The following is a 25,233-nucleotide window of genomic DNA, read 5'->3' as shown; positions in this document are numbered from 1 at the left end:
ATGAGTGCGGATCGTGTGCTGCTGGTGACCGGACCGGCCACCGGGGGAGTGGCCGGGCACGTCGCCGGGCTGTCCTCCGGCCTGGCTGAGCTGGGCTGGGACGTAAGCGTTTTCACCAGCCCGATCACGGCCACCCGGGTCACCGACGCCCGGGTCGAGGTCGTCTCGAACTGGCCGGCGGGGCGGCACAACCTTCTCGCCTCGATGAAGACGTTGCGCCGGATGATCGGCGAGGCCGGGGTGGTGCACGCCCATGGGCACCAGGCCGGCCTGCTGGTCGTGCTCGCGGCCGCCACCCTGAAGCAGCGCCCCCCGGTGATCGTCACCTGGCACAACGCCGTGCTCGGCTCCGGGCCCAAGCGCCGCGCGCTCGGAGTTGCGGAGCAGATCCAGGCCAAGCGCGCCGACCTGCTCACCGGCGCGTCGTCGGACCTGGTCGCCCGGGCGCAGGAGCTGGGTGCGAAGCAGGCTGAGCTGACGATCGTCTCGGCCGAACCCCCGCAGGCGAGCGTTGACGCGTCTCAAATTGGCTCTGAACTGCCGCCCCGCCGCGGACCCCTGGTGCTGACCGTCTCCCGGATCGCCCCGCAGAAGCGCCTGGACGTCCTTGTCGACGCCGCCGCCCTGGTGGCCGCGGACGTCCTCGGGGTGCAGTGGGTGGTGGCCGGAGACGGCGATCTGGAGCTTCTGGACCGGCTGGAAGTGCGACGCAACCGAGCGAACGCCCCTGTCACGTTTCTGGGCCGCCGCGAGGATGTTGCCTCCCTGCTGGCCCAGGCCGACGTGTTCGCGCTCGCCAGTGAGTGGGAGGCGCGTCCGCTGGCCGTCCAGGAGGCGATGACGGCGGGGGTACCGGTGGTCGCCACCCGGGTCGGTGGAGTGGCCGACCTACTGGGCGACGCGGGTGTCCTTGTCGGGCCCGGATCCGCGCCGGCACTGGCGGCTGCGGTCCGCGATCTGCTGACCGATCCGGCCCGGGCCGGCGAAATGGCCGAACGGGCGCGCGCCCGGGTCGCCACTTTCCCCAGCGAGGGTGATGTCACTCAGGGTTGGCACGATCGCTACCGGCGGTTGGTGGCGGCGGCCGTTCGAGGCCGGTAAAAGGGGACTTCCGTCGCCCTCTTGGGCATACCGGGCGGGTGATGTCTCGGTGAACTGCAGACCCTGATAACGTGAAAGCCCGTGGCTCAGCGGATACCAGAACGCACTAAGCAGATCTTCGTCACGGGTGGCGTCGCCTCCTCTCTCGGTAAAGGCCTGTCGGCGTCCAGCCTGGGTCACCTTCTCCGGGCCCGTGGCCTTCGGGTAGCGATGCAGAAGCTCGACCCGTACCTCAATGTCGACCCCGGCACGATGAACCCGTTCCAGCACGGCGAGGTCTTCGTGACCGACGACGGCGCCGAGACCGATCTCGACATCGGTCACTACGAGCGCTTCCTGGACGTGGAGTTCGGTGAATCGGCCAACGTCACCACCGGCCAGGTCTACTCGGCCGTCATCGCCAAGGAACGGCGCGGCGAGTACCTCGGTGACACCGTGCAGGTCATCCCGCACATCACCGACGAGATCAAGGCCCGGATGCGGGCCCAGGCCAGCGTGGCCGACGTGATCATCACCGAGATCGGCGGCACGGTCGGTGACATCGAGTCGCTGCCCTTCCTCGAGGCCGCCCGGCAGGTGCGGCGCGACGTGGGCCGCGACAACGTGTTGTTCATCCACGTCTCGCTGGTGCCCTACCTGGCACCCAGCGGTGAACTGAAGACCAAGCCGACCCAGCACTCGGTCGCGGCGCTGCGCAACATCGGCATCCAGCCGGACGCGCTGATCTGCCGCTCCGACCGCGAGATCCCCGAGAGCATGAAGCGCAAGATCGCGCTGACCTGCGACGTGGATGTCGAAGCGGTGGTCAATGCGGTCGACGCGCCCTCGATCTACGACATCCCGAAGGTGCTGCACTCCGAGGGCCTGGACGCCTACGTGGTGCGCCGCCTGGGTCTGTCGTTCCGCGACGTGGAGTGGGACAGCTGGAACGACCTGCTGCGCCGGGTGCACGAGCCGGCCCACAAGGTCGAGCTGGCCCTGGTCGGCAAGTACATCGACCTGCCGGACGCCTACCTGTCGGTGACCGAGGCGCTGCGCGCCGGTGGTTTCGCCCAGGACGCCAAGGTCAACATCCGCTGGGTCGCCTCCGACACCTGTGACACGCCGGAAGGCGCCGCCAAGGCGCTGCGCGGGGTAGACGCGATCTGCGTTCCCGGTGGCTTCGGTGTGCGGGGTATCGAGGGCAAGCTGGGCGCCCTGCGCTACGGCCGCGAGAACCAGATCCCCACCCTGGGGCTGTGTCTCGGCCTGCAGTGCATGGTGATCGAGTACGCGCGCAACGTCGCCGGCCTCAAGGACGCCAGCAGCACCGAGTTCGAGCCGAAGGCCAAGCACCCGGTCATCGCCACCATGGACGAGCAGAAGCACATCGTCTCGGGCGAGGGCGACATGGGCGGCACCATGCGCCTGGGCGCCTACCCCGCGGTGCTTGCCGAGGGCAGCATCGTGCGGGACGTCTACGGCGCCGCGAAGGTCTCCGAGCGTCACCGGCACCGCTACGAGGTCAACAACAAGTACCTCAAGCAGCTTGAGGACGCTGGACTCTCGTTCTCCGGGATGTCTCCCGACCGGTCCCTGGTCGAGTTCGTGGAGCTGCCGCGCGAGGTGCACCCGTACTACGTGGCCACCCAGGCCCACCCGGAGTTCAAGTCCCGCCCCGACAAGGCGCACCCGCTGTTCTCCGGTCTGATCGGTGCGGCCGTGGACCGTCAGCGCGCCGAGCGTCTGGTCGAGGTCGAGGCCCCGCGTTCCGCCGAGCCGGTGGCTCAGGACGCCGCCCCGGTGACGGCGTGAGTTCCGTCCCGGAGTTCGAGGACTTCCTGGCCCCGCGGCCGGTGCTCTCCCACGACCTGATCCACCAGGGCAAGGTCTGGAACATCGTCTCGGAGAAGGTCGACCTCGGTGAGGGCGGCCAGGTCACCCGCGAGCTGATGGACCATCCCGGGGCGGTCACCGTGCTGGCCCTGGACGAGTCCGACCGGATCCTGATGATCCGTCAGTACCGCCACCCGGTGCAGATGGAACTGTGGGAACTGCCCGCCGGCCTGCTCGACGTGCCGGGGGAGAACCCGGTCGAGGCGGCCAAGCGCGAACTGCTGGAAGAGGCCGACCTGAGGGCCTCGCAGTGGGACCTGCTGGGTGAATGGTTCAACTCGCCCGGGGGCAGCAACGAGGCCCTGCGGGTCTACCTGGCCCGCGGCGTCTCCGAGGTGCCCGAGGCCGAGCGGTACCAGCGCGGCGAGGAAGAGCTGAACATGCCCACCCGCTGGATCCCGCTGGACGAGGCCCGTGACGCGGTCCTGGCCGGCAAGATCCACAACCCGGGCGCCGTGATCGGCATCCTGGCGGCCGTGGCCTCCAAGGCGGCGGGCTGGTCCACCCTGCGTCCGGCCGACGCACCGTGGCCCGCGCACCGGCACTATCGCTAGCGCTTGAGGACCCCAGGGTCCCGGCCGGAGAACCTGGCCGGGACCCTGGGGCGCTTAACAAAAAGCGACCCTCCTGCTGATCGCTCCGTAAAGCTCAGGTCAGCGGCTTGCGTTGGCTCACCGGGAGTGGATTGTTCAGCAATCTCCTGGGAGCCGTTTCCTGCCCGGCCCAGCCACCCAGCTCTGGTGACTGTCACTTCTCCGGTGCGTACGCCGTCCCCCATTTTCTCTGTGGCTCTTGGCCACAACCTCGGCAAATATTGCCACCGGCGCGATGGACCGCCCACGCGTCGGCGTCACCAGGGCCTTACGCTGTGCAGCTATGCGGCGATACACGCGCGACGGCCTGAACTTCGACGTCCGTGACAGTGGCCCGGACAACGGCATCCCGGTGATCCTCCTGCACGGGTTCCCCCAGACCTCCACCAGCTGGAGCAAGGTCGAACCCCTGCTGCACTCGGCCGGCATCCGCACCATCGCCCCCGACCAGCGCGGCTACTCACCCGCCGCCCGACCTCTCGCCCGCCGCGCCTACGCCATGACCGAACTGACGGCCGACGTCGTAGCCCTCCTCGACGCGATCGGCCACAAGAGCGCCCACGTCGTAGGCCACGACTGGGGTGGCGCCGTGGTCTGGGGCCTGGCCGGCCAGCATCCCGACCGATTCCGCTCCGCCACCGTGCTCTCTACCCCGCACCCGGCCGCCCTGACCAAAGCCTTCCGCACCAGCACCCAGGCCCTCAAGTCCTGGTACATGGCCGTCAACCAGATCCCCGGCCTGCCCGAGTTACTGGTGCGCGACAAGGCTTTCAAGCGAAACCTGATGCGCACCGGCCTGCCCGAGGCGATGGCCGAGCGAGACGCCGGCCGCCTGCGCCAGCCGCACGCCGCGACCGGCGCCCTGAACTGGTACCGCGGCATTCCGTTCACGGGCCCGATCGGCCGCGCCAAGCTGCCGCTCACCTACATCTGGGGCTCTCAAGACGCCTTCCTGGGCCGGGCCGCCGCCGAACTCTCCGAAGAATTCGTCGCCACCAGCCACCGCCCCGACTACACCTTCATCGAACTGGACACCGGCCACTGGCTGCCCGAAACCCATCCCGAAGACGTAGCCCGAGCCGTCATCGCCCGGGTCCGCAGCGCCGACGGTGCCCCGCCGAAGTCGCCCCCGCGGAGCAAGCCGCTCAGGCACCAGCCCTGACCTGTTTCGGGCGTGGTCTGTTCGGCACCGCTGGTGCTATTTCAGGCCGGCTGATCGCAATTCCAGCGCGGCCAGCCGTTTGACCACTTCCTGATCGCCCGTGCGCCACCCCTCCAGCGGATCTGCCGAGACCCCCAGCAGCTTGGGCATCGGCCGGTTGGCCAGCGCTCGCAGGGCCAGCAGGTTTTCACCACCCTCGCTCCTGGCCAGCGCAATGGTGGCCCCGGCCCGCCGGGCGAACCGCAGCCGCAGCAGCAGCCAGGGCAGCACCAGGGCCAGGATCGGCGGGACGGAAACTGCAAGGGCCAGCAGGATGGCCAGGAGCGTGGCCTTCTCGTCGAGCCCCTGCCCGGCCCCGGCGATCTCCTGCGCCGCCCCGGCCGCGGCGTTCAGCGGCTTGGCCAGGGTGTCTCCGGCCAAGGGGATGTTGCCCGCGCTGTCTCCGGCGCCGTTGAGGTTGCTGGAGATGCCGTTGGCGCCGTTCTGCACGTTGGCGCCGACCTGGGCGATGGCCGACAGCGCCGCATGCACGGCCTTGGCGACGTAGTACCAGAGCACCACCCACAGCAGCACGCTGATGTCGGCGACGACCTGCACGAGAGCGCGACCGGGGGTGGCCGCGTAGGGAACGAACCGACCGCTCATGCTCATGATCAGATCACAACGCACCGACACTTTCCGGTTCAGAAGCCCGCCGGGGCGGCCCGCGGCCGGTTTGCCGCCTCCGCCGCGTCGCGTCACGCGGTGACTGTCGGACGTCCGTCCTAGAGTGGGCCTCGAAGCGATCATTGACCGGGTCTGCTGACGAGAGGCGGCTGATCGAGTGAGGGTCGGGGTTCCGCGCGAGATCAAGAATCACGAGTACCGGGTCGCGATCACCCCGGCCGGGGTGCACGAGCTGGTCAGAGCCGGGCACGAGGTCGCGATCGAGCAGTCCGCGGGGGAGGGCTCGTCCATCTCCGACGCTGACTACGTCTCGGCCGGAGCCCGCATCCTGCCCAGCGCCGACGAGGTCTGGGCCGGCGCCGAGCTGGTGCTCAAGGTCAAGGAGCCGATCCCGGCGGAGTACCAGCGGATGCGCCCGGGGCAGGTGCTCTTCACGTACCTGCACCTGGCCGCCGACCGGCCGCTCACCGAAGAGCTGATCAAACGCCAGGTCACCGCGATCGCCTACGAGACGGTGCAACTGCCGGACCGTTCGCTGCCGTTGCTGGCCCCGATGAGTGAGGTGGCCGGCCGGCTCGCACCCCAGGTCGGTGCGCACACGCTGATGCGGGCCCAGGGCGGGCGGGGCATCCTGCTCGGCGGTGTGTCGGGGGTCTACGCGGCCAAGGTGGTCATCATCGGCGCGGGCGTGGCCGGGGCCAACGCGGCCGCGATCGCGCTGGGCATGCAGGCCGAGGTGGTGCTGCTCGATCGCAACATCGAGCGGCTGCGCGAGATGGACCGGATCTATCAGGGGCACCTGCAGACGGTGGCGTCCAACTCGCTGGAGATCGAGACCGCCATCCGCGACGCCGACCTGGTGATCGGCGCAGTGCTGGTGGCCGGGGCCAAGGCGCCCAAGCTGGTCACCAACGAGCAGGTGGCCACCATGCGCCCGGGCAGCGTGCTGGTCGACATCTCGATCGACCAGGGCGGCTGCTTCGAGGACTCCCGGCCCACCACGCACGCCGACCCGACGTACCAGGTGCACGAGTCGGTCTTTTATTGCGTGGCCAACATGCCCGGCGCGGTGCCCCACACCAGCACGTACGCCCTGACCAACGTCACGCTGCCGTATGCCGTCGAGTTGGCCAACCGCGGCTGGCGCGAGGCGCTCAAGGCCGATCCGCCGTTGGCCCTGGGACTGAACACGTACGACGGAGCAGTGGTCAACGCCCCGGTCGCCGCGGCGCACGAGATGCCGTACGTGGCCCTGACCGAGGTGCTGGCCTGACGGCGACCCCGACGTCCGCCCCGGGGGCGCGGGGGTCGAAGCAGGGGACGGCTCGGCAGCTACGAGGGGAGAGTGGCGCTCGCCGGGATCAGGTTGCGGACAAGGGTGTTCGGCGAGAACAGGCGAGCGACGGCGTCGCTCGGCCGGATCAGATTGAGGACGTGGTTGCTCACCGAGAGCAGCTTGAAAACGTGGGTGCCGGGCGGGATCCGGCCGGGAACAAGGGTGCTCGGTCAGATCACCTTGAGGACGTGGGTGTTCGGCTGACCGGGTTCGAGGACGTGGGTGCCCGGTCGGCTGGGTTGGAGGACGTGGGGGTTCGGCTGACCGGGTTCGAAGGCGTAGGCGCCCGGTCGGCTGGGTTCGAAGACGTGGATGCCCGGTCGGCTGGGTTGGAGGACGTGGGTGCTGGGCGGGCTGGGACAGGGGACGTAGCTGGTGGGCGGGTTCAAACGGCGAGCGCGGGTGTTGAGCGGGATCGGAAAGTGAAAGTGGCCGGCGGGCGGGACCAGGTAAGGGCTGTGGCCGACGAGCGTGGCCGGGCTGAAGCCACGCGCAGCCGCAGCAGCACGGCCGAGAGGCCGCGGGCCGACGAGCCGCGGGTAGAAGGACCAGGCGGCGAACCGGCGCGAGCCGGCCAGGCGCGCGCCGAACCGCCCGTCCGCCGAACCCCGCTGGACGAGGCACTGACCGGCTACCTGGACCATCTCGCGGTCGAACGCGGCCTCGCGGCGAACACGCTCGGGGCCTATCGCCGGGATCTGCGCCGTTACGTCGACTTCCTCTTGTCCCTGGGCCTGGACGATCCGGCGAAAGTCGCGGAGCGAGACGTCACCAGTTTCCTGGCCGCCATCCGCACCGGCGAGGACGGGGCCGCAGCCCTTTCCGCCAGCTCCGCCGCCCGGCATGTCGTTGCGGTAAGAGGGTTCCACCGGTTCCTGCTGCTCGAGGGCCGCACCGCCATCGACCCGGCCGGTCAGGTCCAGCCCCCGTCCCCACCCAAGCGCCTGCCCAAGGCGATCAGCCTGGACGCAGTGGAACGAGTGCTCGCCGCAGCAGGCCCGCCCGAGACCGCCACGGGTCTGCGCGATCGGGCACTGCTGGAGCTGCTCTACGGCTGCGGCGCCCGGATCAGCGAGGCGGTGGGCTGCGCCATCGACGACCTGGATCTGCAGTCCGGCCTGATCCGGCTCAAGGGCAAGGGCGACAAGGAACGCATCGTCCCGGTCGGCAGCTACGCCGTGGCCGCGCTCGAGGCCTACCTCGTCCGGGGCCGCAAGAGCCTGGCCGAGAAAGGACGGGGGTCACCTGCGGTGTTCCTCAACGCCAGGGGAGGACCGCTGTCCCGGCAGAGTGCATGGGCAGTTCTGGCCGGGGCCGCGGACCGGGCCGAGCTGTCCGGCAAAGTGTCTCCGCACACCCTCCGGCACTCCTTCGCCACCCATCTTCTGGAGGGCGGGGCCGACGTCCGGGTGGTTCAGGAACTGCTCGGCCACGCCTCGGTGACCACCACCCAGCTCTACACCCGTGTCACCGCGGATACGCTGCGTGAGGTGTATGTAGCGGCCCATCCCCGGGCCCTACAGGCCTGACATCCGCTCATAGCGCGGAAGTCGGCTTGAGTACCAGGCGACGCGCCGACTAGCCTCGCCAGGTCCCGACCGGCGACGCGCGAGGATGGACATCGACGAAACGCCCGGTGTCATGTCCCGATGTCGGACAGGCGTCGACAAGCGCTACCGAGGAGACGACGTGACGAACAACACGACCGCTGCGGCTGTGTCGACGAACATAGCCGTCGAGCGGGGCGGCGGCGACGGCCTGCTGCTGGTGAGTTCCGGTGGTGACGGCCCGACCGGTCGGCCGATGCCGGCCTTCCCCGACCCGCATCCGCTCACCGCGCACGGACCCGCGCGGATCATTGCGATGTGCAACCAGAAGGGCGGGGTCGGCAAGACCACCTCGACCATCAACCTGGGGGCGGCGCTGGCGGAGTACGGGCGCAAGGTGCTGCTGGTGGACTTCGACCCGCAGGGCGCGCTGTCGGTCGGCCTGGGGATCAACCCGCACGAGCTGGACCACACCGTCTACAACGTGCTGATGGACCGTTCCACCGAGGTCGGTGAGGTGATCCGGCCGACCGAGTACGAGAACCTGGACCTGCTGCCGGCCAACATCGACCTGTCCGCGGCCGAGGTGCAGCTGGTCAGCGAGGTGGCCCGGGAGACGGTGCTGAGCCGGGCGCTGCGGCCGGTGCTGGACGAGTACGACGTGGTGCTGATCGACTGCCAGCCCTCGCTCGGCCTGCTCACGATCAACGCGCTCACCGCCGCCCACGGTGTGGTGATCCCGCTGGAGTGCGAGTTCTTCGCGTTGCGCGGTGTGGCCCTGCTGGTCGAGACGATCGAGAAGGTCAAGGACCGGCTGAACCCGGGCCTGGAGGTCGACGGCATCCTGGCCACCATGTACGACCCGCGCACCCTGCACAGCCGGGAGGTGGTGGCCCGGGTGGTCGAGGCCTTCGGCGAGCGGGTCTTCCACACCGTGATCGGCCGGACCGTGAAGTTCCCGGACGCCTCGGTGGCCGCCGAGCCGATCACCACCTACGCGTCCTCGCACGCCGGCGCATACGCCTATCGCCTGCTGGCCCGCGAGCTGATCGCGCGCGGCGACGCCGCCTGAGACCTGCCAACCCTGACTTGAACAGCGAAGAACAAGAACCAGCAACGGACGCCCCCCGCGCGGAAGTCTCGGAAGGAGACTTCGCTTCGGGGTCGGGTGGAGCGCGGACGCAAACGCTCGACGACGTCCCTGATCCGGACGCAACCGCAGCGCCAGGTGACGGTGAGACGCAAAGGCCCGAGAGCGTCTCCAGTTCCGAAACCACACCCGGGGGAGTTCTGCCCGGCCGTAGTTCCGGCTTCGAGGTGCACCTCGACAACTTCGACGGCCCCTTCGACCTGCTGCTCGGCCTGATCTCCAAGCACAAGCTGGACGTCACCGAGATCGCGATCGCCCAGGTCACCGACGACTTCCTGGCCTACGTCAAAGCCCTCGGGGCGGACTGGGACCTCGGCGAGGTGAGCGAGTTCCTGCTGGTCGCGGCCACCTTGCTCGACCTCAAGGCGGCCCGCCTGCTGCCCGCCGCCGAGGTCGAGGACGACGAGGACCTAGCCCTGCTCGAGGCCCGCGACCTGCTCTTCGCCCGGCTGCTGCAGTACCGCGCGTTCAAGGACGTGGCCAAGACCCTCTCCGGCCGGATCGAGGCCGAGAACCGCCGCGCCCCGCGCGACGTGCCGATGGAGGAGCAGCTCACCAAGCTCCTGCCCGAACTGGTGCTGGGCCTGACCCCGCTGCAGTTCGCCGAGCTCGCGGCCAAGGCGCTCACCCCCAAGGAACCACCCAAGGTCAAGCTCGACCACCTGCACAATCCGGCGGTCAGCGTGCGTGAGCAGGCCGCCCTGATCGTGGACCGGCTGCGCCGGGCCGGGACCGCCAGCTTCCGCCAACTGGTCACTGATGCCGACGGCAAGCTGGTGGTGATCGCCCGGTTCCTGGCCCTGCTGGAGCTGTTCCGCGAGGCCGCCGTCGCGTTCGACCAGGTCTCCCCGCTGGGCGAGCTGACCGTGCGCTGGACCGGCGCCGACCTGGGCGAGATCGACGTGGACGAGTTCGAGGGCATCGAGGCCGTCACCGAGGAGCCGGGCCCCGACCCCGACGGCATCGTGACCGAGGAAGACCTCCGGGCCCTCTCGTGATGTCAGAGCTCGCCGCTGGACAAGGCATGATAGAGCGGTGAGCGACGAGGAACCGCCCGAGGTGGGCAACGGGAACAGCGAGGCCGAGGGCGAAGACCCCGCGGCCGGTGACGTCCCCGACCTCGACGACCTTCCCGGCGGCGCCCGTGCCGCGCTGGAGGCCGTGCTCATGGTGGTCGAGAACCCGGTGGACGAGGTGCAGCTGGCCTCGGCGCTGGACGTCACCGTCGAGCACGTCACCGAGCTGCTGGCCGGCCTGGTGGCGGACTACGACAACGATGCCCGCGGTTTCGAGCTGCGGCGGGTGGCCGGGGGCTGGCGGATCTACAGCCGTCCGGAATTCTCGCCGGTGCTGGAACGCTTCGTCCTGGACGGGCAGACCTCCAAGCTCAGCCAGGCCGCCCTGGAGACTCTGGCGATCGTGGCCTACCGCCAGCCGGTCAGCCGCGCCCGAGTCTCCGCCGTCCGGGGCGTGAACGTGGACGCGGTGATGCGCACGCTGGTCACCCGCGGCCTGGTCGAAGACGCCGGCAACGATCCGGAGACCGGCGCCACCTTGTACGCAACCACCCAGACCTTCTTGCACAAACTGGGCCTGACCTCGCTGGACGCGCTGCCTTCCCTGGCGCCGTTCCTGCCCGAGATCGACGCCCTCGACGACTTCCCGGCAGGTGTTTCATGACTCCCCCCAAGCCCCGTAAATCCGCGCACCGCGGCCAGAGCCCCAAGGTTCCCGGTGCCCGTAACGCCATTCGTGGCGGGCGTGACCGCAGTGGCGCCGCCTTCGGCTCCAAGCCGGTCGCGCGTGCCCCCAAGGAACCGGCCAAGGACGTGCACGACCCGGACGGCGTGCGTCTGCAGAAGGTGCTGGCCCAGGCCGGCGTCGCGTCCCGGCGCGCCAGCGAGGACCTGATCGAGGCCGGCCGGGTGCAGGTCGACGGCGCCACCGTGCGTGAGCTCGGGGTCCGGATCGACCCGGCCAAGTCGATCGTGCACGTCGACGGGGTCCGGCTGCAGCTCGACCAGTCGCTGATCTACCTGGCGCTGAACAAGCCCCCGGGCGTGGTCACCACGATGAGCGACCCGGAGGGCCGGCCCTGCGTCGGCGACATCCTCTCGCAGCGGCCCAACGCCCTGGACGAGCGGCTGTTCCACGTCGGCCGGCTGGACACCGCCACCGAGGGCCTGCTGATCCTGACCAACGACGGCAACCTGGCGCACCGGCTGACCCACCCCTCGCACGAGGTGCCCAAGACCTACCTGGCCGAGGTGGCCGGGCCGGTGGCCAAGGACATCGGCAAGAAGCTGCGCTCGGGGATCGAGCTGGAGGACGGCCCGGTCAAGGCCGACTCCTTCCGGATGGTCGACTCCCGCCCGGGCAAGGCGCTGCTGGAGATCACCCTGCACGAGGGCCGCAACCACATCGTCCGGCGGATGCTCGCCGAGGTCGGCTACCCGGTGCTGCAGCTGTGCCGGATCCAGATCGGCCCGGTGGTGATGGGCGGCCTGCGTTCGGGCCGCACCCGGGCGATCCACGGCGAGGAACTCAGCAAGCTGTTCGACGCAGTGGACCTGTAACCGGCGATGAGTCTCGATCCGGCGGCCGCGGCCGAACTCGGCACCGTCCGCATCGTCGGCACCGGCCTGCTCGGCACCAGCATCGGGCTGGGCCTGCGCAGCATGGGTGTGCGGGTGCTGCTGCACGACCCGTCGCCCACCGCGCTGGCCCTGGCTCGCGATGTCGGGGCGGGCGAGCCGGACCCCGGTGGTGTGCCGGTGCAGCTGGTCGTGGTCGGGGCGCCGCCGGACGTGACCGCCGAGGTGGTGGCGGCCGAGCTCCAGGCGCACCCGGAGGCCGTGGTCACCGACGTGGCCAGCGTCAAGGGCGGGATCACGGCGTCGATCAAGGACGTCGTGGGCGCCGAACGCTACACCGGTGGCCACCCGATGGCGGGTCGGGAGCGATCCGGCCCCACCGCGGCGCGGGCCGATCTCTTCCTGGGCCGGCCGTGGGTGGTGTGCGGCACCGAGCGGCGCTACACCGAGCCGGTCCGGATGCTGGCGATCTCGCTGGGCGCCTCACCGGTGTTCATGCCCGCGGCCGAGCACGACGAAGCGGTGGCGCTGATCTCGCACGTGCCCCAGCTGGCGGCCAGCCTGGTCGCCTCCCGGCTGGTCAAGGCCGCCGATCCGGCCGTGGGCCTGGCCGGGCAGGGGCTGCGCGACGTCACCCGCATCGCCGACAGCGACCCGATGCTGTGGGCCCAGATCCTCTCGGCCAACGCCCCGCAGGTGGCCGAGGTGCTGAAGGACGTGCAGCAGGACCTGATCGGCCTGATCGCCGCCCTGGACGCCCTCGGCACCGACGACGCGGTGGGCGCCCGGGCGGCGGTGGCCCAGGTCATCCACAACGGCCGCGAAGGCCGCGAGCGCATCCCCGGCAAGCACGGCCAGCCGCCCACCCGGTACGCCGTGGTCACCGCGCTGCTGCCGGACCGGCCCGGTCAGCTGGCCCGGCTGTTCGAGGACATCGGCGCGGCCGGGATCAACGTCGAGGAGTTCAGCCTGGAGCACTCGCCGGGGGCCCGGGTGGGTCTGGGCAGCGTCTCGGTGCTGCCCGCGGTGCGCGAGGAGCTGGAGACCGCGCTGCGGGCCAAGGGCTGGAACGTGGCGTAACCGGCAGATCGGGCGAGCCGTAAGGGTGGCCTGATCGGCGCGATGTCGGATGTGGCCCGCGACTCGACTAACCTAGGAAGGTCACGGGTCTGCCAGGCGTTGTTCACCACCGTCGCCGGTAGCCCGGCCATGCCGTCAAAGCCGAACCAGTCCACGGAGGTATCACCGTGTCCGCGCAGTCCGACCGGATCGCAGACCTGATCGAAGCGCGACCCCTGGTGATCGCCGTGGACGGCCCGTCCGGGTCCGGCAAGTCCAGCGTCTCGCGTGAGGTGGCGCGCCGGCTGGGCCTGGAGTACCTGGACACCGGCGCGATGTACCGCGCGGCCACCTGGTCGGTCGTGGAGTCCGGGATCGACCTGGCCGACGCCCCGGCGGTGGCCGGGCACGTGGCCGGGTTCGACCTGACCATGGCCACCGACCCGTCTGCTCCCGGGGCCTGGGTGGCCGGTCACGACGTCAACGCCGCCATCCGCGAGACCCGGATCTCGACCATCGTCTCCAAGGTCGCCACCAACCTCGACGTGCGGGCCAACATGCTCAAGCGTCAGCGTGACCTGATCGCGGCCGCCGCGGCCGGCCCGCACGCGGGCGTGGTGGCCGAGGGCCGGGACATCACCACCGTCGTCGCCCCCGACGCCGATGTGCGCATCCTGCTCACCGCCAGCGAGGCCGCGCGCCTGGCCCGGCGGGCCAAGGAGCTGCACGGCACGGCCGACGCCGCCTCCGTCGAGGCCACCCGCGACCAGATCGTGCGCCGGGACTCCGACGACTCCACCGTTTCCAACTTCGAGGTCGCCGCGGACGGCGTGCTGCACCTGGACTCCTCGGCGCTCGACTTCGAGCAGACCGTCGATGCCGTGCTGACCGCCATCGCCCGGACCGTCACCGGTACCGGCTCCGTCGCCGACCTCGACGAAAATGCCAGGGCTGGTGCCGTTTCCTGATGTCCACGCAAGACCCCTCCGAGTTCGCCGAACCGACTGTCGTCCACGACATCGCCGCGGGCTACGGAGCCGAAGAACCTGAGACCCCCGGCCTGGACCACGCGCTGCGCGCGGGCCTGGCCGACTACGACCTGTCCGAGTCCGACCTCAAGCTGCTTGACGCCGAGGGCGAGGACTTCGACGAGGACTCCTCCGCCGGGGCGCTGCCGGTGCTGGCCATCGTCGGACGGCCCAACGTGGGCAAGTCCACGCTGGTCAACCGCGTGCTCGGGCGCCGCGAAGCGGTCGTCGAGGACGTCCCCGGCGTCACCCGCGACCGGGTGCGCTACGAGACCGAGTGGGCCGGGCGGCGTTTCGTCGTGGTCGACACCGGTGGCTGGGAGCACGACGCCAAGGGCCTGGCCGGCCGGGTGGCCGAGCAGGCCGAGATCGCGATCGAGCTGGCCGACGCCGTGCTGTTCGTGGTCGACGGCCAGGTCGGCGCCACTGCGACCGACGAGGCCGTGGTCAAGCTGCTGCGCCGGACCAAGAAGCCGGTGATCCTGGCCGCCAACAAGGTCGACGACACCCGCGGCGAGCTCGAGGCCGCGTCGCTGTGGTCGCTCGGCCTGGGCGAGCCGTACCCGGTCTCCGCGCTGCACGGGCGGGGCAGCGGTGACCTGCTGGACGCGGTTCTGGCCGCGCTGCCCGAGGTTTCGGCGGTCGGCGAGGAGCGGGCCACCGGCCTGCGCCGGGTCGCCCTGCTGGGCCGGCCCAACGTGGGTAAGTCCAGCCTGCTGAATGCGCTGGCCGGGGAGAACCGGGTGGTGGTCGACTCCACCGCCGGCACCACCCGCGACCCGGTCGACGAGATCATCGACATCAACGGTCGGCAGTGGCAGTTCGTGGACACCGCCGGCATCCGCCGCCGCGTGCACCTGACCCGCGGCGCCGACTTCTACGCCTCCCTGCGCACCCACGCCGCGCTGGAGAAGGCCGAGGTCGCGGTTATCCTGCTGGACTCCAGCGAGCCGCTGTCCGAGCAGGACCAGCGGATCATCTCGATGGTCCAGGAGTCCGGCCGGGCGATGGTGATCGCGTACAACAAGTGGGACCTGATGGACGAGGAACGCCGCAAGTTCCTCGAGCGCGAGTTCGAGACCGACCTCGTGCAGATCCAGTGGGCCCCCCGGATCAACGTCTCGGCGAGCACGAAATGGCACGTCAACCGGCTCACCCCGGCGCTCGACACGGCGCTGGAGTCGTGGGAGACCCGGGTGCCGACCGGCAAGCTGAACTCGCTGCTGGCCGAGATCATGCAGTCCCACCCGCACCCGGTGCGTGGCGGTAAGCAGCCGCGCATCCTGTACGGCTCGCAGGTCTCCACCAAGCCGCCGCGCTTCGTGCTGTTCACCAGCGGCTTCTTCGAGGCCGGCTACCGCCGGTTCATCGAGCGGCGGCTGCGTGAGACGTTCGGGTTCGAGGGCACCCCAATCGAGGTCTCGGTGCGCCCCCGCGAAAAGCGTTCCCGCAAGAAGTAAGTCAGAACCAACGGACGCCCGACAGCCTCACGCTGCCGGGCGTCCGCTGGTTTGTGGGTCGCCTTCCAGGCTTTCGGGGAACGTCGTGTCGTCGGTGGGGGCGGCCTGCTCGAACGGCAGGCCGAAGTGCGACATCCGGAGCAGGGTGTGGCTGCTCTCGGGGTAGATCCAGCGCGACTGCCCGTCCGAACTGCTGCCCGCGGAGAAGCCGCTGTCCACCATGAGCCAGCGATCGAACCGGACGACCCGGCCCGAGGAGTCCAGGCAGATCTGGACGTCCATCGTCTCGATGTAGTCGAAGTCCCCGCTGCGCAGGCTTGCGTACAGGCGCGGCTCGAGGTACTCGATCGCCTCGACCGCCAACTGCCCGGAGATCCTGGTCGTGGTGATTCCGTCCTCCTGATGATCGGGCAGGATCGAGACGTGCGGCTGCTCGAGCAGGCTGCGGGCGTAGCCGTTCACGTCCGGAACAAGCAGCGGATTGGGTGAGTACTCGTGTTCCAGCCACGGATCCGGCTTCTCGTCCACCTTCTTGAACGCGGCGGAGTCGGTCCGGATCCACTCCTCGTGGTGGGCCGGAGTGTCTTCGGTGGCGAACGTCTTGGTCCTGAAATGGCCCGTGGTGTCGTCGTCCTCAAAGGTGGCCCAGGCGTCGAACGTGTAAAAGGTTTCGGTATCCGACTCTTCGGTCATGGAGACGCGGGCTGAGTGAGGCTCGTTCTGCGGACTCTGCAGCAGCAACTCGCCGAGCTCGTCAGCGGTGCGAGCAGGCTGGCGCTCGGCCGCCGGTTCGACAGCTTTCGGGCTGGACGAGCAGCCGGCGATGAGGGCGGAGACCACGAGAAGGCAGGCGGTGCGGGTGAACACACAGTGAGTGTACTAGGGTAAAACGGTCTTTTCGCCCACTGGACCACCAATGAGGGACGCCCGCCAGCGGTAGGGCTGGCGGGCGTCCCTCATTGTGCTGTTGGGGTTTTCAGCTACTGGCACTTGCCGTCGGCTGCGGAGCGCCGCTGGGCGGGGTACCCATCTCGCCGGAGGGCGCGCCGCTCGGGGGAGTGCCGCCCTCACCGGGACCACCGCTCGGAGGGGTACCGCCCTCGCCGCCGGGGGCGCCGCCACCGCCACCCATCTGAATTTCGTCGTCCGTACCCGTCGGATCGATTGCGGCGGTCAGCTTGGCCACGTACCCCGCGGAGACGCTTCCGGTGACAGTTCCCATCTCGGTGGCCGCATCGTCGTCCCCAAAGACGTTGTCGTCCTCCAGCGTCACCTGGCTCATATTGCTGACGCTCGCGCTGTAACCGTCCTCGGCGTAGACCACGTCGTTGATCTCTTCCGGCAACGCCATCTGCGAGGTCTTGCGGATCGTCCCCTCGCCACTGGTGGCGTCGGCCAGCGAGTCGTAGACCTCGAAGTGGATGTGCGGCCACCGGCCGGTGTAACAGGCCGGGAAGATGCTGGTGAAGCTGACCACGCCGTTGGCGTCGGTCTCCTGGATGCCGCGCAGGTAGTTCTCCTCGGTGATGCCCTCGGAGTACAGCGAGTACAGGCCCTCGCGGTCGCAGTGCCAGACGTACACGGCCGCGCCGGACAACGCCGCGCCGGTGAGGTCGGTGATGGTGAACTCGATGGTCAGGGGCACGCCTTCGGCGGTCTTGGTGGAGTCGCCGAACGAGGAGGTGATGTCGCTGCGCACGATGCCCGACTCGGTGCGCACGTCGATGCCGTTGGTGCCGTCGGCCGGGTAGGGGCCGTTGGTCTCGGACTCGATCTCGGTGATCCCGCTGCTGGTGGTGCTGCTCGCGTCGGAGCTGTCCGAGGTACCGCCGCAGGCGGCGAGCAGGAACACCGAGCCCAGACCGCCGAGCATGTTGCGCCGCGACATGGTGCGCAGGTCGAAGCCGAGCCCCTTGTCGTGCACGGCCCGCACATAGGCGGCGTTGTCCGTGACCGGGTCGGGAATCTGCTGGTCGGTGCTCACATCGGCTCCTGAAGTGTGCTGGCTTCTTGAACGGTCCCCAGCACACCAACGGCAGCTATCGATCTGCTGTGGAGGGTCTGCGGCCGATCTCCAAGATCTCTGGGAGTTCCCTGGGAGCGCTCGGGTTGTGATCCGAGCAGCCGATGCTTTTAGTCCACTAGGCTTGGAAGGTCAACCCTCCGGTTTCGCGTAGATGTTGGACATGATGAGCGAGCATGACGAGCGGCGGGACACCGTCGACCAGATCGACCTGGACCAGTGGGTCAAGGTATGGGAAGAGCGCAGGACGTTCGAGGCCAAGGGCCTTACCGCGCCCGAGCCCGGCCTCGACGAGACCGGCCAGAAGCGCTCGTACATCGTCAGCATGTACCCCTACCCCTCCGGCGACCTGCACATGGGGCACGCCGAGGTGTATTCGATCAGCGACGTCATCGCCCGGTTCGACCGGCTGCGCGGCTACAACACGCTGAACCCGATCGGCTGGGACAGCTTCGGTCTGCCCGCCGAGAACGCCGCGATCAAGCGGGATCTGCACCCGCGCACCTGGACGTACGACAACATCGCGGTGCAGGCGGCGTCGTTCAAGCGCCTGGGCGTCTCGTTCGACTGGCGCACCCGGCTGCACACCTCCGACCCCGAGTACTACCGCTGGAACCAGTGGATCTTCCTGAAGCTGTTCGACCAGGGCCTGGCCTACCGCAAGGCCTCCCCGGTGAACTGGTGCCCGAAGGACCACACGGTGCTGGCCAACGAGCAGGTCGTGCAGGGCCACTGCGAGCGCTGCGGCACCGCCGTCGAGCGCCGCAACCTGACCCAGTGGTTCTTCCGGATCACCGACTACGCGCAGCGCCTGCTGGACGACATGGACCAGCTGCAGGGTGAGTGGCCGGAAGACATCCTGGCCATGCAGCGCAACTGGATCGGCCGGTCTTCCGGGGCGCACGTCGACTTCAGGATCGTCGGCCGTGAGGAGCCGGTGCGGGTCTTCACCACCCGCCCCGACACCCTGTACGGCGCCACCTTCTTCGTGGTCGCCGCGGACGCCCCGCTGGCCCGCGAGCTGGTCACCGACGAGCACAAGGAGGCCCTGGAGGCGTACATCGCGCAGCTGGGCGGCACCTCCGAGGTCGAGCGGCTGGCCTCCGACCGCGCCAAGACCGGTGTGTTCCTGGGCACTTACGCGATCAACCCGGTCAACGGCGAGCAGATCCCGGTCTACGCCTCCGACTACGTACTGGCCGACTACGGCACCGGTGCGCTGATGGCGGTGCCGGCCCACGACCAGCGCGACCTGGACTTCGCCAAGGCGATGGGCCTGCCGGTCCGTAAGGTGGTCGAGACCGGCGAGGACGACCCGGCCGAGACCTGGGTGGCCACGGCCGCTCGCGGGACGATGGTCGCCTCGGGCGAGTTCGACGGCCTGAACTCCGGCGACGCGCTGCCCGCGATCATCGCCCACCTGGAGAAGCAGGGCGTCGGCGAGGGGGCGATCACCTACCGGCTGCGTGACTGGCTGCTGTCGCGGCAGCGGTTCTGGGGTACGCCGATCCCGATCATCCACTGCGAGGACTGCGGCGAGGTCGGCGTCCCGGTCGAGCAGCTGCCGGTCAAGCTGCCGGAGAGCGGCTTCTCGCTGAAGCCCGACGACAACCAGTCGCCGCTGGGCACCGCCACCGAGTGGCTCAAGGTCGAGTGCCCCAAGTGCGGCAAGCCGGCCCGCCGGGACACCGACACGATGGACACGTTCGTCGACTCGTCCTGGTACTACCTGCGTTTCCCGAACCCGGACTACGACCAGGGGCCGTTCGACCCCGAGGGCGTCAAGCGCTGGCTGCCGGTCGATCACTACATCGGCGGCAAGGAGCACGCGAACCTGCACCTGCTCTACGCCCGGTTCATGACCAAGGCCCTGCACGACGCCGGTCTCCTGCACTTCGTCGAGCCCTTCAAGCGCCTGACCAACCAGGGTCAGGTGATCATGGAGGGCAAGGCGATGAGCAAGAGCCTGGGCAACATCGTCAACCTCCAGGAACAGATCGCCCAGTACGGCCCGGACGCGGTCCGCGTCACGATGATCTTCGCCGGCCCGCCGGAGGACGACATCGACTGGGCCGCGGTCTCCCCGGCCGGCTCGGTGAAGTGGCTCAACCGGGTCCGCCGCCTGGCCTCCCTGGTGCCTGAGTCGTCCCTCGGCGCGGATCTCGCTTCGGGGGACCAGAAGCTCCGCCGCGGCGTGCACGTCCTGCTGGACGAGATCACGCAGAAGATGGAGGGCGGCCGGCAGAACGTCGTCATCGCCCGCCTGATGGAGCTGACGACCCTGCTGCAGCAGGCCGTCGACAGCGGTGCCGGGGCAGCCGACCCGGCCGTCCGCGAAGGTGTGGAAGGCCTGGTCATCGCGTTGTCCTGTTTCGCCCCGTTCACCGCCGACGACGCCTGGGTCAAGCTCGGCCACGAGCCCTCGGTCGCCACCACCAGCTGGCCCCAGGTGGACAAGTCGCTGACGGTCGCCGACGAGGTCACCTGCATCGTCCAGGTCAACGGCAAGGTCCGCGACCGGCTGCAGGTACCGGCCGGGATCACCGAGGACGACCTGCGCGCCCTGAGCCTGGAGTCCGACGCGGTGAAGAAGGCGGTCGGTGAGGCCACCATCGCCAAGGTCGTGGTGCGGGCGCCCAAGCTCGTCAACATCGCCCTGGCCCGCTGACGCGGGCGCACTCCGGGCCGTGCACGAGCATGGTCCGGAGTGCGCTAAGCTAGCGGAGCGTTCTGAGGCACTGAAAAGGGCCTGAGGAGCGGTTCGGGCTGTAGCGCAGCTTGGTAGCGCACCTGACTGGGGGTCAGGGGGTCGCAGGTTCAAATCCTGTCAGCCCGACCATCGTTCGAATGGCTGGGGGCTTTCAAAGCTCCCAGCCATTCTGCGTTTGGCACTTTCGTCAGACGCTCATCCGAGATCAGTACGAGGTTGGCTGAGCGTTCTTGAGCCGCTGCCCGGCTCGGCATCCCCCGCGAGGTGGATTTCCGCAGACCCCCTGCGGATGGACGACGCCCGCCCGGCCGATCCCTAGCGTGGGGTGAGGCGAAGGCGCTGCAACGGTCTTCGCTCAGCTAGTTCCTTTGCCGAGAGAGGACCTCACCTCATGAAGCGCCCCAGCATCCTGGCCCTGGTGACCGTGGTCGCCGGGCTCGCCCTCACCGGCCCTTCCGCGGCTGCCGCCGCGCCCAACGACCTGCAAAGAACGGCCCAGGCAGTGGTGGACGCCGGCCCGGTCGGATACCTGGCCCGAGTGAACGCGAAGGACGGTGTCCACACCGCCACCGCCGGACTTGCCGACCAGGCCACGCAGCGCCGGCTCAAGAACAAGGACCAGTACGAGGCCGGCAGCCAGACCAAGACCTTCGTCGCCGTGTTGGTCCTGCAGATGGTCGCCGAAAAGAAGGTCGCGCTCGACGCCCCGATCGAACGCTACTTGCCCGGAACAGTTCCCAACGGCAAGAACATCACCGTGCGGATGCTGCTCCAGCACACCAGCGGACTGTTCAACTACACCAACGACAGCGACTTCGCCGTTCGGGCGCTCGGTGAGCCGACCAAGCCGATCCCGGTCGAAGAGATCCTGGAGACCGCGTTCTCGCATCCGGCGGACTTCGCCCCGGGCACCGGCTGGTCGTACTCGAACACCGGGTACGTGGTGCTGGGCGAGTTGCTTCAGGAAGTGACGGGCAAGCCGGTCGGCGAACTCCTGCAGCAGCGCATCGCCAAGCCACTGCGGCTGCGGGACACGTACTTGGCCGACCCCTTCGCCAAGAACACTGGTCCGGGATTCGCGCACGCCTACATCAGCGATCTAAGCACCGACCCCGCTACCTACATCGACACCGCCGACTGGTCGCTGAGCTGGGCCGGTTCCGCCGGCGCGCTGGTGTCCACCTCCCGCGACCTGAGCACGTTCTACTCGGCCTTGCTGTCGGGAAAGTTCCTGCCCAAGGCCCAACTGAAGCAGATGCGCACCACCGTCGACGTCAGTGAAGGCATGGGCTACGGCCTCGGCGTGTACTCCTTGGAGACGCCGTGCGGCACGATCTGGGGCCACGACGGGGCCACCTTCGGCAGCGTGAGCATGACGTTCACAACCCCCGACGGCAAGCGCTCTTTCGCGCTGGACACCACCACCCGTCTGTACGGCCTGGACCCGGCCGACCCCCGGCTCCAGAACTTCGCGGCCGCGTTCGGGCAGGCCCAGATGACGGCGATCTGCAAGATGCACGGCAAGCCAGTCCCGTCGGGGACCGCAACTCAGCGGACGTCGTCGCCGGAACTGCAGTTCCTCGACCAGCAGCAGATGCAGACCGCTGTGGCGAAGGCCATCGCTGCATCCTGACGGTTCGTTCGGGATCTGAGGTTCTCGGCCCATGCCACCTGGTGGGGACGGTCGCCGTCCCCACCAGGAGCGCTGTTCACCGTTACAGCGGATGGCTGCTTGGCGAGCCAGGCCGTGAGGGTCGGCCGCAATAGCGCCGAAGGGCCGGTATGATTCGGATAAGGAGATTCAAGAACGGATTAGCCGATGGGGGATGGAAATTGTCCAGGCTTGTTCATGGACGACGTGGTCGCCGAGTCGTACGCTTAGCGGTACGCCTCGAAGGGAAACTGATGGAGATCAACGCGTCCGAAGCCCGAGCCAACCTGTACAAGCTGATCGAGCAGGTCGATCGAGAACAGGAGATCGTCACCGTCACCACCCGCGATGGCAAGCGAGTTCACCTTGTCCCCGACGACGAGTTGTCCGCCATGCAGGAGACGCTGCATCTCCTGGCGAGCCGACGTGGTGCCCGTCGCCTGCTCGACAGCCTTGACAACCTGGAACGTGGTGAAAGTGTCGCGATGACCCTGGAGGAGTTCAACGAGTTCGCCGACCGAGCGGTAGCCGTGGCTGAGGTTCGCAATCCGAAGAGCGCATGAAGATCCAGTTCAGCCCCGAAGCTTTTGACGACCTGCTGCACTGGGTGACTATCGGCGAACATCGTACGTTTCGGAAGATTCATCGTCTGATCACCGATATCCAGCGCGATCCGGAGAATCCTGGTCTGGGCAAGCCTGAACGACTGAAAGCTCCTCTGGCGGGCTGGCTGTCGCGCCGCATCACGCAGGAGGACCGGCTGGTCTATCGGATCGAGGGCGATACTTTGCTTGTCATCAGTGCCCGCGGGCACTACTGAGGAAAGTTTCACGGGAGGTGCGGCATCCACGTCTCATGGCGTGATCAGCGGAGTGAACGGGACGGCGAGGCCGCCTGGAACCACGTTCGTTCCGGCGCCGTCGAGGGTCGCTTCCTCCGGTAGCGGCTGGGCAGCACCTACGGTGAGCTGGGCGTCGTAGGTGTGCACCGCAATCTCCTGGACCTGGTGCCGGGCGACCGCGCCCGAAGTGCTCGGCGACTGCGACCGGCTCCACCACGTCCAGCACCTGCGATCCGGACCGGCCTCCTGCAGAGCGTCCAAGAGCAACTGAGTCGAGGTCGCCAGCCAGGCCAGCAGGGCTTCCCGCTCCTGAGGCGCAACCGTGTCGCCTTTCGCTGCGACCTTCGCCGTGGCAGCAGGACCCGCGGCGACAGTGGCGGCCCAGGAGCGGCGCCCGACCCCGATGTGCTGCGCCAGATCGAACAGCGTCCAGTCCGGGCAGGTCGGCACCTGCACATCGAGACCGGGCGCGGCCGCCATCGCGGCGCGGAAGGCGCTCGATCGCTCCTCGATCAGGCGCAGCAGGTCAGAGAACTCCAAGGACTCTTCCACCGGGATTGTCTATCAACGTGCTCCGTGCCACGCCAACGGTTTGATGCGTTCTACGGAACCCGGTAACCCGCAGCCCGGAAGAGCTCGTACCACTCCGCCCGCGACAGCGGGATGTCCGACCCGGCCGCCGCCGCGGTGACCCGCTCGGGCTTGGTGGTGCCCAGAATCACCTGAATACCGGCCGGGTGGCGGGTGATCCAGGCGGTGGCGATGGCCGTCGGGGTGACGTCGTACTTGGCCGCGAGACGATCGATGACCTGGTTCAGCTCGGGGTAGTCGGGCGAGCCGAGGAACACCCCGTTGAAGAACCCGGCCTGGTAGGGCGACCAGGCCTGAACGGTGATGTCGTGCAGCCGGCAGTAGTCCAGGATGCCGCCGCCGTCGATCGTGACCGACTGCTGCAGGTCGGCCATGTTCGCGGCCACCCCCTGGGCGATGATCGGGGCGTGGGTGATCGACAGCTGCAGCTGGTTGGCCACCAGAGGCTGCTTCACCGACTTCTTCAGCAGGTCGATCTGCCGCGGCGTGTGGTTCGAGACGCCGAACGCGCGCACCTTGCCGGAGCTTTCGAGATGATCGAAGGCCCGGGCCACCTCGTCCGGCTCGACCAGGGCGTCGGGCCGGTGCAGCAGCAGGATGTCGATGTAGTCGGTCTCCAGAGCCCGCAGCGAGCCTTCGGCCGCCTCGATCAGGTGCTCGTAGGAGTAGTCGAAGTACGGGCCGTCCGGCACGATCCCGGCTTTGGTCTGCACCGTGACGTTCGCGCGATCGGCCGGGCTGAGCTGCATGGCCTGGGCGAAGCGCCGCTCGCACTCGTGCAGGCTGGGGCCGTAGACGTCGGCGTGGTCGAAGAAGTCGATGCCGGCGTCCCGGGCCGCCCCCACCAGCTTGCGAATGGCGTCGTCGTCGAGTTCGGCGATCCGCATCAGGCCGAGCACCACGTTCGGCACCTGCTGCTGGGTCGGGCCGAGGGGGACGAGCTTCATGGGGTCTCCTGTTCGATATGGGTCGCGCCCCATCCTGGCACCTGCGCCGCTACGCGCTCGGTCAGCCGTACCTCAGAACTGTGCGTCGAACCCCAATTCGTCGGCCAGTCGGGCCAGCACCTGGTCGAAGTACCCGGCCAGGTCCGACACCGAATAGGTGTAGTGGCCGAACAATTCGAACGACACCGTGCCGAACACGGTCGTCCAGGCACTGAGCGTGCGCAGCACCATCTCGGGCGGCGCTGCGTCCTTCTGCCCGCGTGCTTCGAGAAAATCCAGAGCATCCCCAACAACGGACGCGACTGGCGCGGGTGCCGTCGCGGGCGTCACCGCTGCCTCGGATCGCCAACCGCTGGTCCCCGTCGCGTCGATCACGATCCCGATGAGCACCAGGATCGCGCGCGTTGCCGGTGTCACCGTGTCTCGAGGCGCTGAGTATCCGGGCACAGGACTGCCGAACAACAGGGCGAAGTCGCTGGGATGCGCCAATGACCAGGCCCGGATCGCCCGGCCGGCAGCCACCCAACGTGCGCCGACCTGCTCACGGGGATGCGACGCGTCCCCTTGTTCGGCGGCCGCACCGAGTTCGTCGTACGCCTCGACCAGCAGCGCGGTGAGCAGGTCGTCGCGGCTGGGGAAGTAGCGGTACACGGCCGAAGAAACCATCCCGACGTCGCGGGCGACCGCGCGAAGGCTGAGCTGGGCTGGGCCTTCGTCGGCCAGGCGGGCTCGGGCGGCGCGCAGGATGTTCGCCCGGACGCTCTCACGTGCCAGTTCGCGGGCGGTCGGGGCCTTGGCTGACATGTCCTCACCCTCTCATTCAAGAGCGATGCTCACAAAAGAGAGCGCTGCTCTTGCTTTGGCAGCGAGGGAGCGTCATGCTGCTGGAAGCGAGAGCG

22 protein-coding genes, 1 tRNA gene and 1 pseudogene are annotated in these 25,233 nt (G+C 69.0%); 18 read left to right on the top strand and 6 right to left on the bottom strand.

What is annotated here, in order from left to right; all coding sequences use genetic code 11:
• From LR394_RS16175 to LR394_RS16160, 4 genes are all read left to right on the top strand, one after another.
• Window positions 1–1,101: a glycosyltransferase family 4 protein gene (locus tag LR394_RS16175; RefSeq protein ID WP_231442646.1), complete on the top strand. Its 1,101-nt coding sequence runs from the start codon at window positions 1–3 to the stop codon at window positions 1,099–1,101.
• A 93-nt stretch (window positions 1,102–1,194) separates the two neighbouring features.
• Window positions 1,195–2,895, top strand: coding sequence for a CTP synthase (locus LR394_RS16170; protein ID WP_231442690.1), 1,701 nt, complete (start codon window positions 1,195–1,197; stop codon window positions 2,893–2,895).
• A complete protein-coding gene (locus LR394_RS16165) occupies window positions 2,892–3,530 on the top strand; it encodes an NUDIX domain-containing protein (protein ID WP_231442644.1) in 639 nt (212 codons plus the stop codon). Before LR394_RS16170 ends, LR394_RS16165 begins: the two co-directional genes overlap by 4 nt.
• A gap of 322 nt (window positions 3,531–3,852) precedes the next feature.
• Window positions 3,853–4,731 (top strand): alpha/beta fold hydrolase, encoded by an 879-nt coding sequence (locus tag LR394_RS16160; protein WP_231442643.1) that lies wholly within the window; start codon window positions 3,853–3,855, stop codon window positions 4,729–4,731.
• A gap of 36 nt (window positions 4,732–4,767) precedes the next feature.
• Here the strand turns inward: LR394_RS16160 and LR394_RS16155 are convergent, their stop codons facing one another.
• Complete coding sequence (locus LR394_RS16155) at window positions 4,768–5,376, bottom strand: hypothetical protein (RefSeq protein WP_231442641.1); 609 nt, start codon at window positions 5,374–5,376, stop codon at window positions 4,768–4,770.
• 178 nt (window positions 5,377–5,554) lie between these two features.
• On the opposite strand from LR394_RS16155, the gene ald reads away from it, so the two are divergent.
• The 9 genes from ald to der all read left to right on the top strand — a co-directional run bounded on the left by ald (window position 5,555) and on the right by der (window position 15,571).
• Window positions 5,555–6,670, top strand: a complete 1,116-nt coding sequence (gene ald / locus LR394_RS16150) for an alanine dehydrogenase (RefSeq protein ID WP_231442639.1) — start codon at window positions 5,555–5,557, stop codon at window positions 6,668–6,670.
• Between the two features lie 674 nt (window positions 6,671–7,344).
• On the top strand, window positions 7,345–8,262 hold the full coding sequence (gene xerD, locus LR394_RS16145; protein WP_407937063.1) for a site-specific tyrosine recombinase XerD: 918 nt from the start codon (window positions 7,345–7,347) through the stop codon (window positions 8,260–8,262).
• Window positions 8,263–8,536: 274 nt separating this feature from the next.
• Window positions 8,537–9,352 (top strand): ParA family protein, encoded by an 816-nt coding sequence (locus tag LR394_RS16140; RefSeq protein ID WP_231442688.1) that lies wholly within the window; start codon window positions 8,537–8,539, stop codon window positions 9,350–9,352.
• A gap of 17 nt (window positions 9,353–9,369) precedes the next feature.
• A complete protein-coding gene (locus tag LR394_RS16135) occupies window positions 9,370–10,428 on the top strand; it encodes a segregation and condensation protein A (RefSeq protein WP_231442635.1) in 1,059 nt (352 codons plus the stop codon).
• Window positions 10,429–10,465: 37 nt separating this feature from the next.
• Window positions 10,466–11,110, top strand: a complete 645-nt coding sequence (gene scpB, locus LR394_RS16130) for an SMC-Scp complex subunit ScpB (RefSeq protein WP_231442633.1) — start codon at window positions 10,466–10,468, stop codon at window positions 11,108–11,110.
• Window positions 11,107–12,006, top strand: coding sequence for a pseudouridine synthase (locus LR394_RS16125; RefSeq protein ID WP_231442631.1), 900 nt, complete (start codon window positions 11,107–11,109; stop codon window positions 12,004–12,006). The genes scpB and LR394_RS16125 overlap by 4 nt, the downstream gene beginning before the upstream one ends.
• Before the next feature lie 6 nt (window positions 12,007–12,012).
• A complete protein-coding gene (locus LR394_RS16120; RefSeq protein ID WP_231442629.1) occupies window positions 12,013–13,104 on the top strand; it encodes a prephenate dehydrogenase in 1,092 nt (363 codons plus the stop codon).
• A gap of 161 nt (window positions 13,105–13,265) precedes the next feature.
• Window positions 13,266–14,051 (top strand): (d)CMP kinase, encoded by a 786-nt coding sequence (gene cmk, locus LR394_RS16115; protein WP_407937062.1) that lies wholly within the window; start codon window positions 13,266–13,268, stop codon window positions 14,049–14,051.
• Window positions 14,051–15,571 (top strand): ribosome biogenesis GTPase Der, encoded by a 1,521-nt coding sequence (gene der, locus LR394_RS16110; protein ID WP_231442624.1) that lies wholly within the window; start codon window positions 14,051–14,053, stop codon window positions 15,569–15,571. The genes cmk and der overlap by 1 nt, the downstream gene beginning before the upstream one ends.
• Window positions 15,572–15,598: 27 nt before the next feature.
• Here the strand turns inward: der and LR394_RS16105 are convergent, their stop codons facing one another.
• Together LR394_RS16105 and LR394_RS16100 are read right to left on the bottom strand one after the other, a co-directional pair.
• Entirely contained in the window at window positions 15,599–16,438 is an 840-nt protein-coding gene (locus LR394_RS16105) for a hypothetical protein (protein ID WP_231442622.1), read from the bottom strand.
• Between the two features lie 109 nt (window positions 16,439–16,547).
• On the bottom strand, window positions 16,548–17,555 hold the full coding sequence (locus LR394_RS16100; protein WP_231442620.1) for an intradiol ring-cleavage dioxygenase: 1,008 nt from the start codon (window positions 17,553–17,555) through the stop codon (window positions 16,548–16,550).
• Window positions 17,556–17,760: 205 nt separating this feature from the next.
• On the opposite strand from LR394_RS16100, the gene leuS reads away from it, so the two are divergent.
• The 5 genes from leuS to LR394_RS16075 all read left to right on the top strand — a co-directional run bounded on the left by leuS (window position 17,761) and on the right by LR394_RS16075 (window position 22,775).
• Window positions 17,761–20,262 (top strand): leucine--tRNA ligase, encoded by a 2,502-nt coding sequence (leuS, locus tag LR394_RS16095; RefSeq protein ID WP_231442617.1) that lies wholly within the window; start codon window positions 17,761–17,763, stop codon window positions 20,260–20,262.
• 94 nt (window positions 20,263–20,356) lie between these two features.
• Window positions 20,357–20,433 (top strand) — tRNA-Pro (locus LR394_RS16090).
• Window positions 20,434–20,695: 262 nt separating this feature from the next.
• Window positions 20,696–21,937: a serine hydrolase domain-containing protein gene (locus LR394_RS16085; RefSeq protein WP_231442615.1), complete on the top strand. Its 1,242-nt coding sequence runs from the start codon at window positions 20,696–20,698 to the stop codon at window positions 21,935–21,937.
• A 272-nt stretch (window positions 21,938–22,209) separates the two neighbouring features.
• Window positions 22,210–22,518, top strand: a complete 309-nt coding sequence (locus LR394_RS16080) for a type II toxin-antitoxin system Phd/YefM family antitoxin (protein ID WP_231442613.1) — start codon at window positions 22,210–22,212, stop codon at window positions 22,516–22,518.
• The gene (locus LR394_RS16075) at window positions 22,515–22,775 is read left to right on the top strand and encodes a Txe/YoeB family addiction module toxin (protein ID WP_231442611.1); all 261 of its coding nucleotides are present in this window, start codon (window positions 22,515–22,517) and stop codon (window positions 22,773–22,775) included. The genes LR394_RS16080 and LR394_RS16075 overlap by 4 nt, the downstream gene beginning before the upstream one ends.
• Before the next feature lie 96 nt (window positions 22,776–22,871).
• Here the strand turns inward: LR394_RS16075 and LR394_RS16070 are convergent.
• The 3 genes and pseudogenes from LR394_RS16070 to LR394_RS16060 all read right to left on the bottom strand — a co-directional run.
• Window positions 22,872–23,348: pseudogene (locus LR394_RS16070) on the bottom strand (maleylpyruvate isomerase N-terminal domain-containing protein); the annotation flags it as partial.
• A gap of 50 nt (window positions 23,349–23,398) precedes the next feature.
• Window positions 23,399–24,334, bottom strand: a complete 936-nt coding sequence (locus LR394_RS16065) for an aldo/keto reductase (RefSeq protein ID WP_231442607.1) — start codon at window positions 24,332–24,334, stop codon at window positions 23,399–23,401.
• 72 nt (window positions 24,335–24,406) lie between these two features.
• Window positions 24,407–25,138, bottom strand: coding sequence for a TetR/AcrR family transcriptional regulator (locus tag LR394_RS16060; RefSeq protein ID WP_231442605.1), 732 nt, complete (start codon window positions 25,136–25,138; stop codon window positions 24,407–24,409).
• Window positions 25,139–25,233 lie beyond the last annotated feature (95 nt).

The organism is Kineosporia babensis (assembly GCF_021129305.1).
Classification (GTDB): Bacteria; Actinomycetota; Actinomycetes; order Actinomycetales; family Kineosporiaceae; genus Kineosporia; species Kineosporia babensis.
The sequence above is the reverse complement of the archived record's forward strand: the minus strand, read 5'-3'. Positions and strand labels throughout refer to the sequence as shown.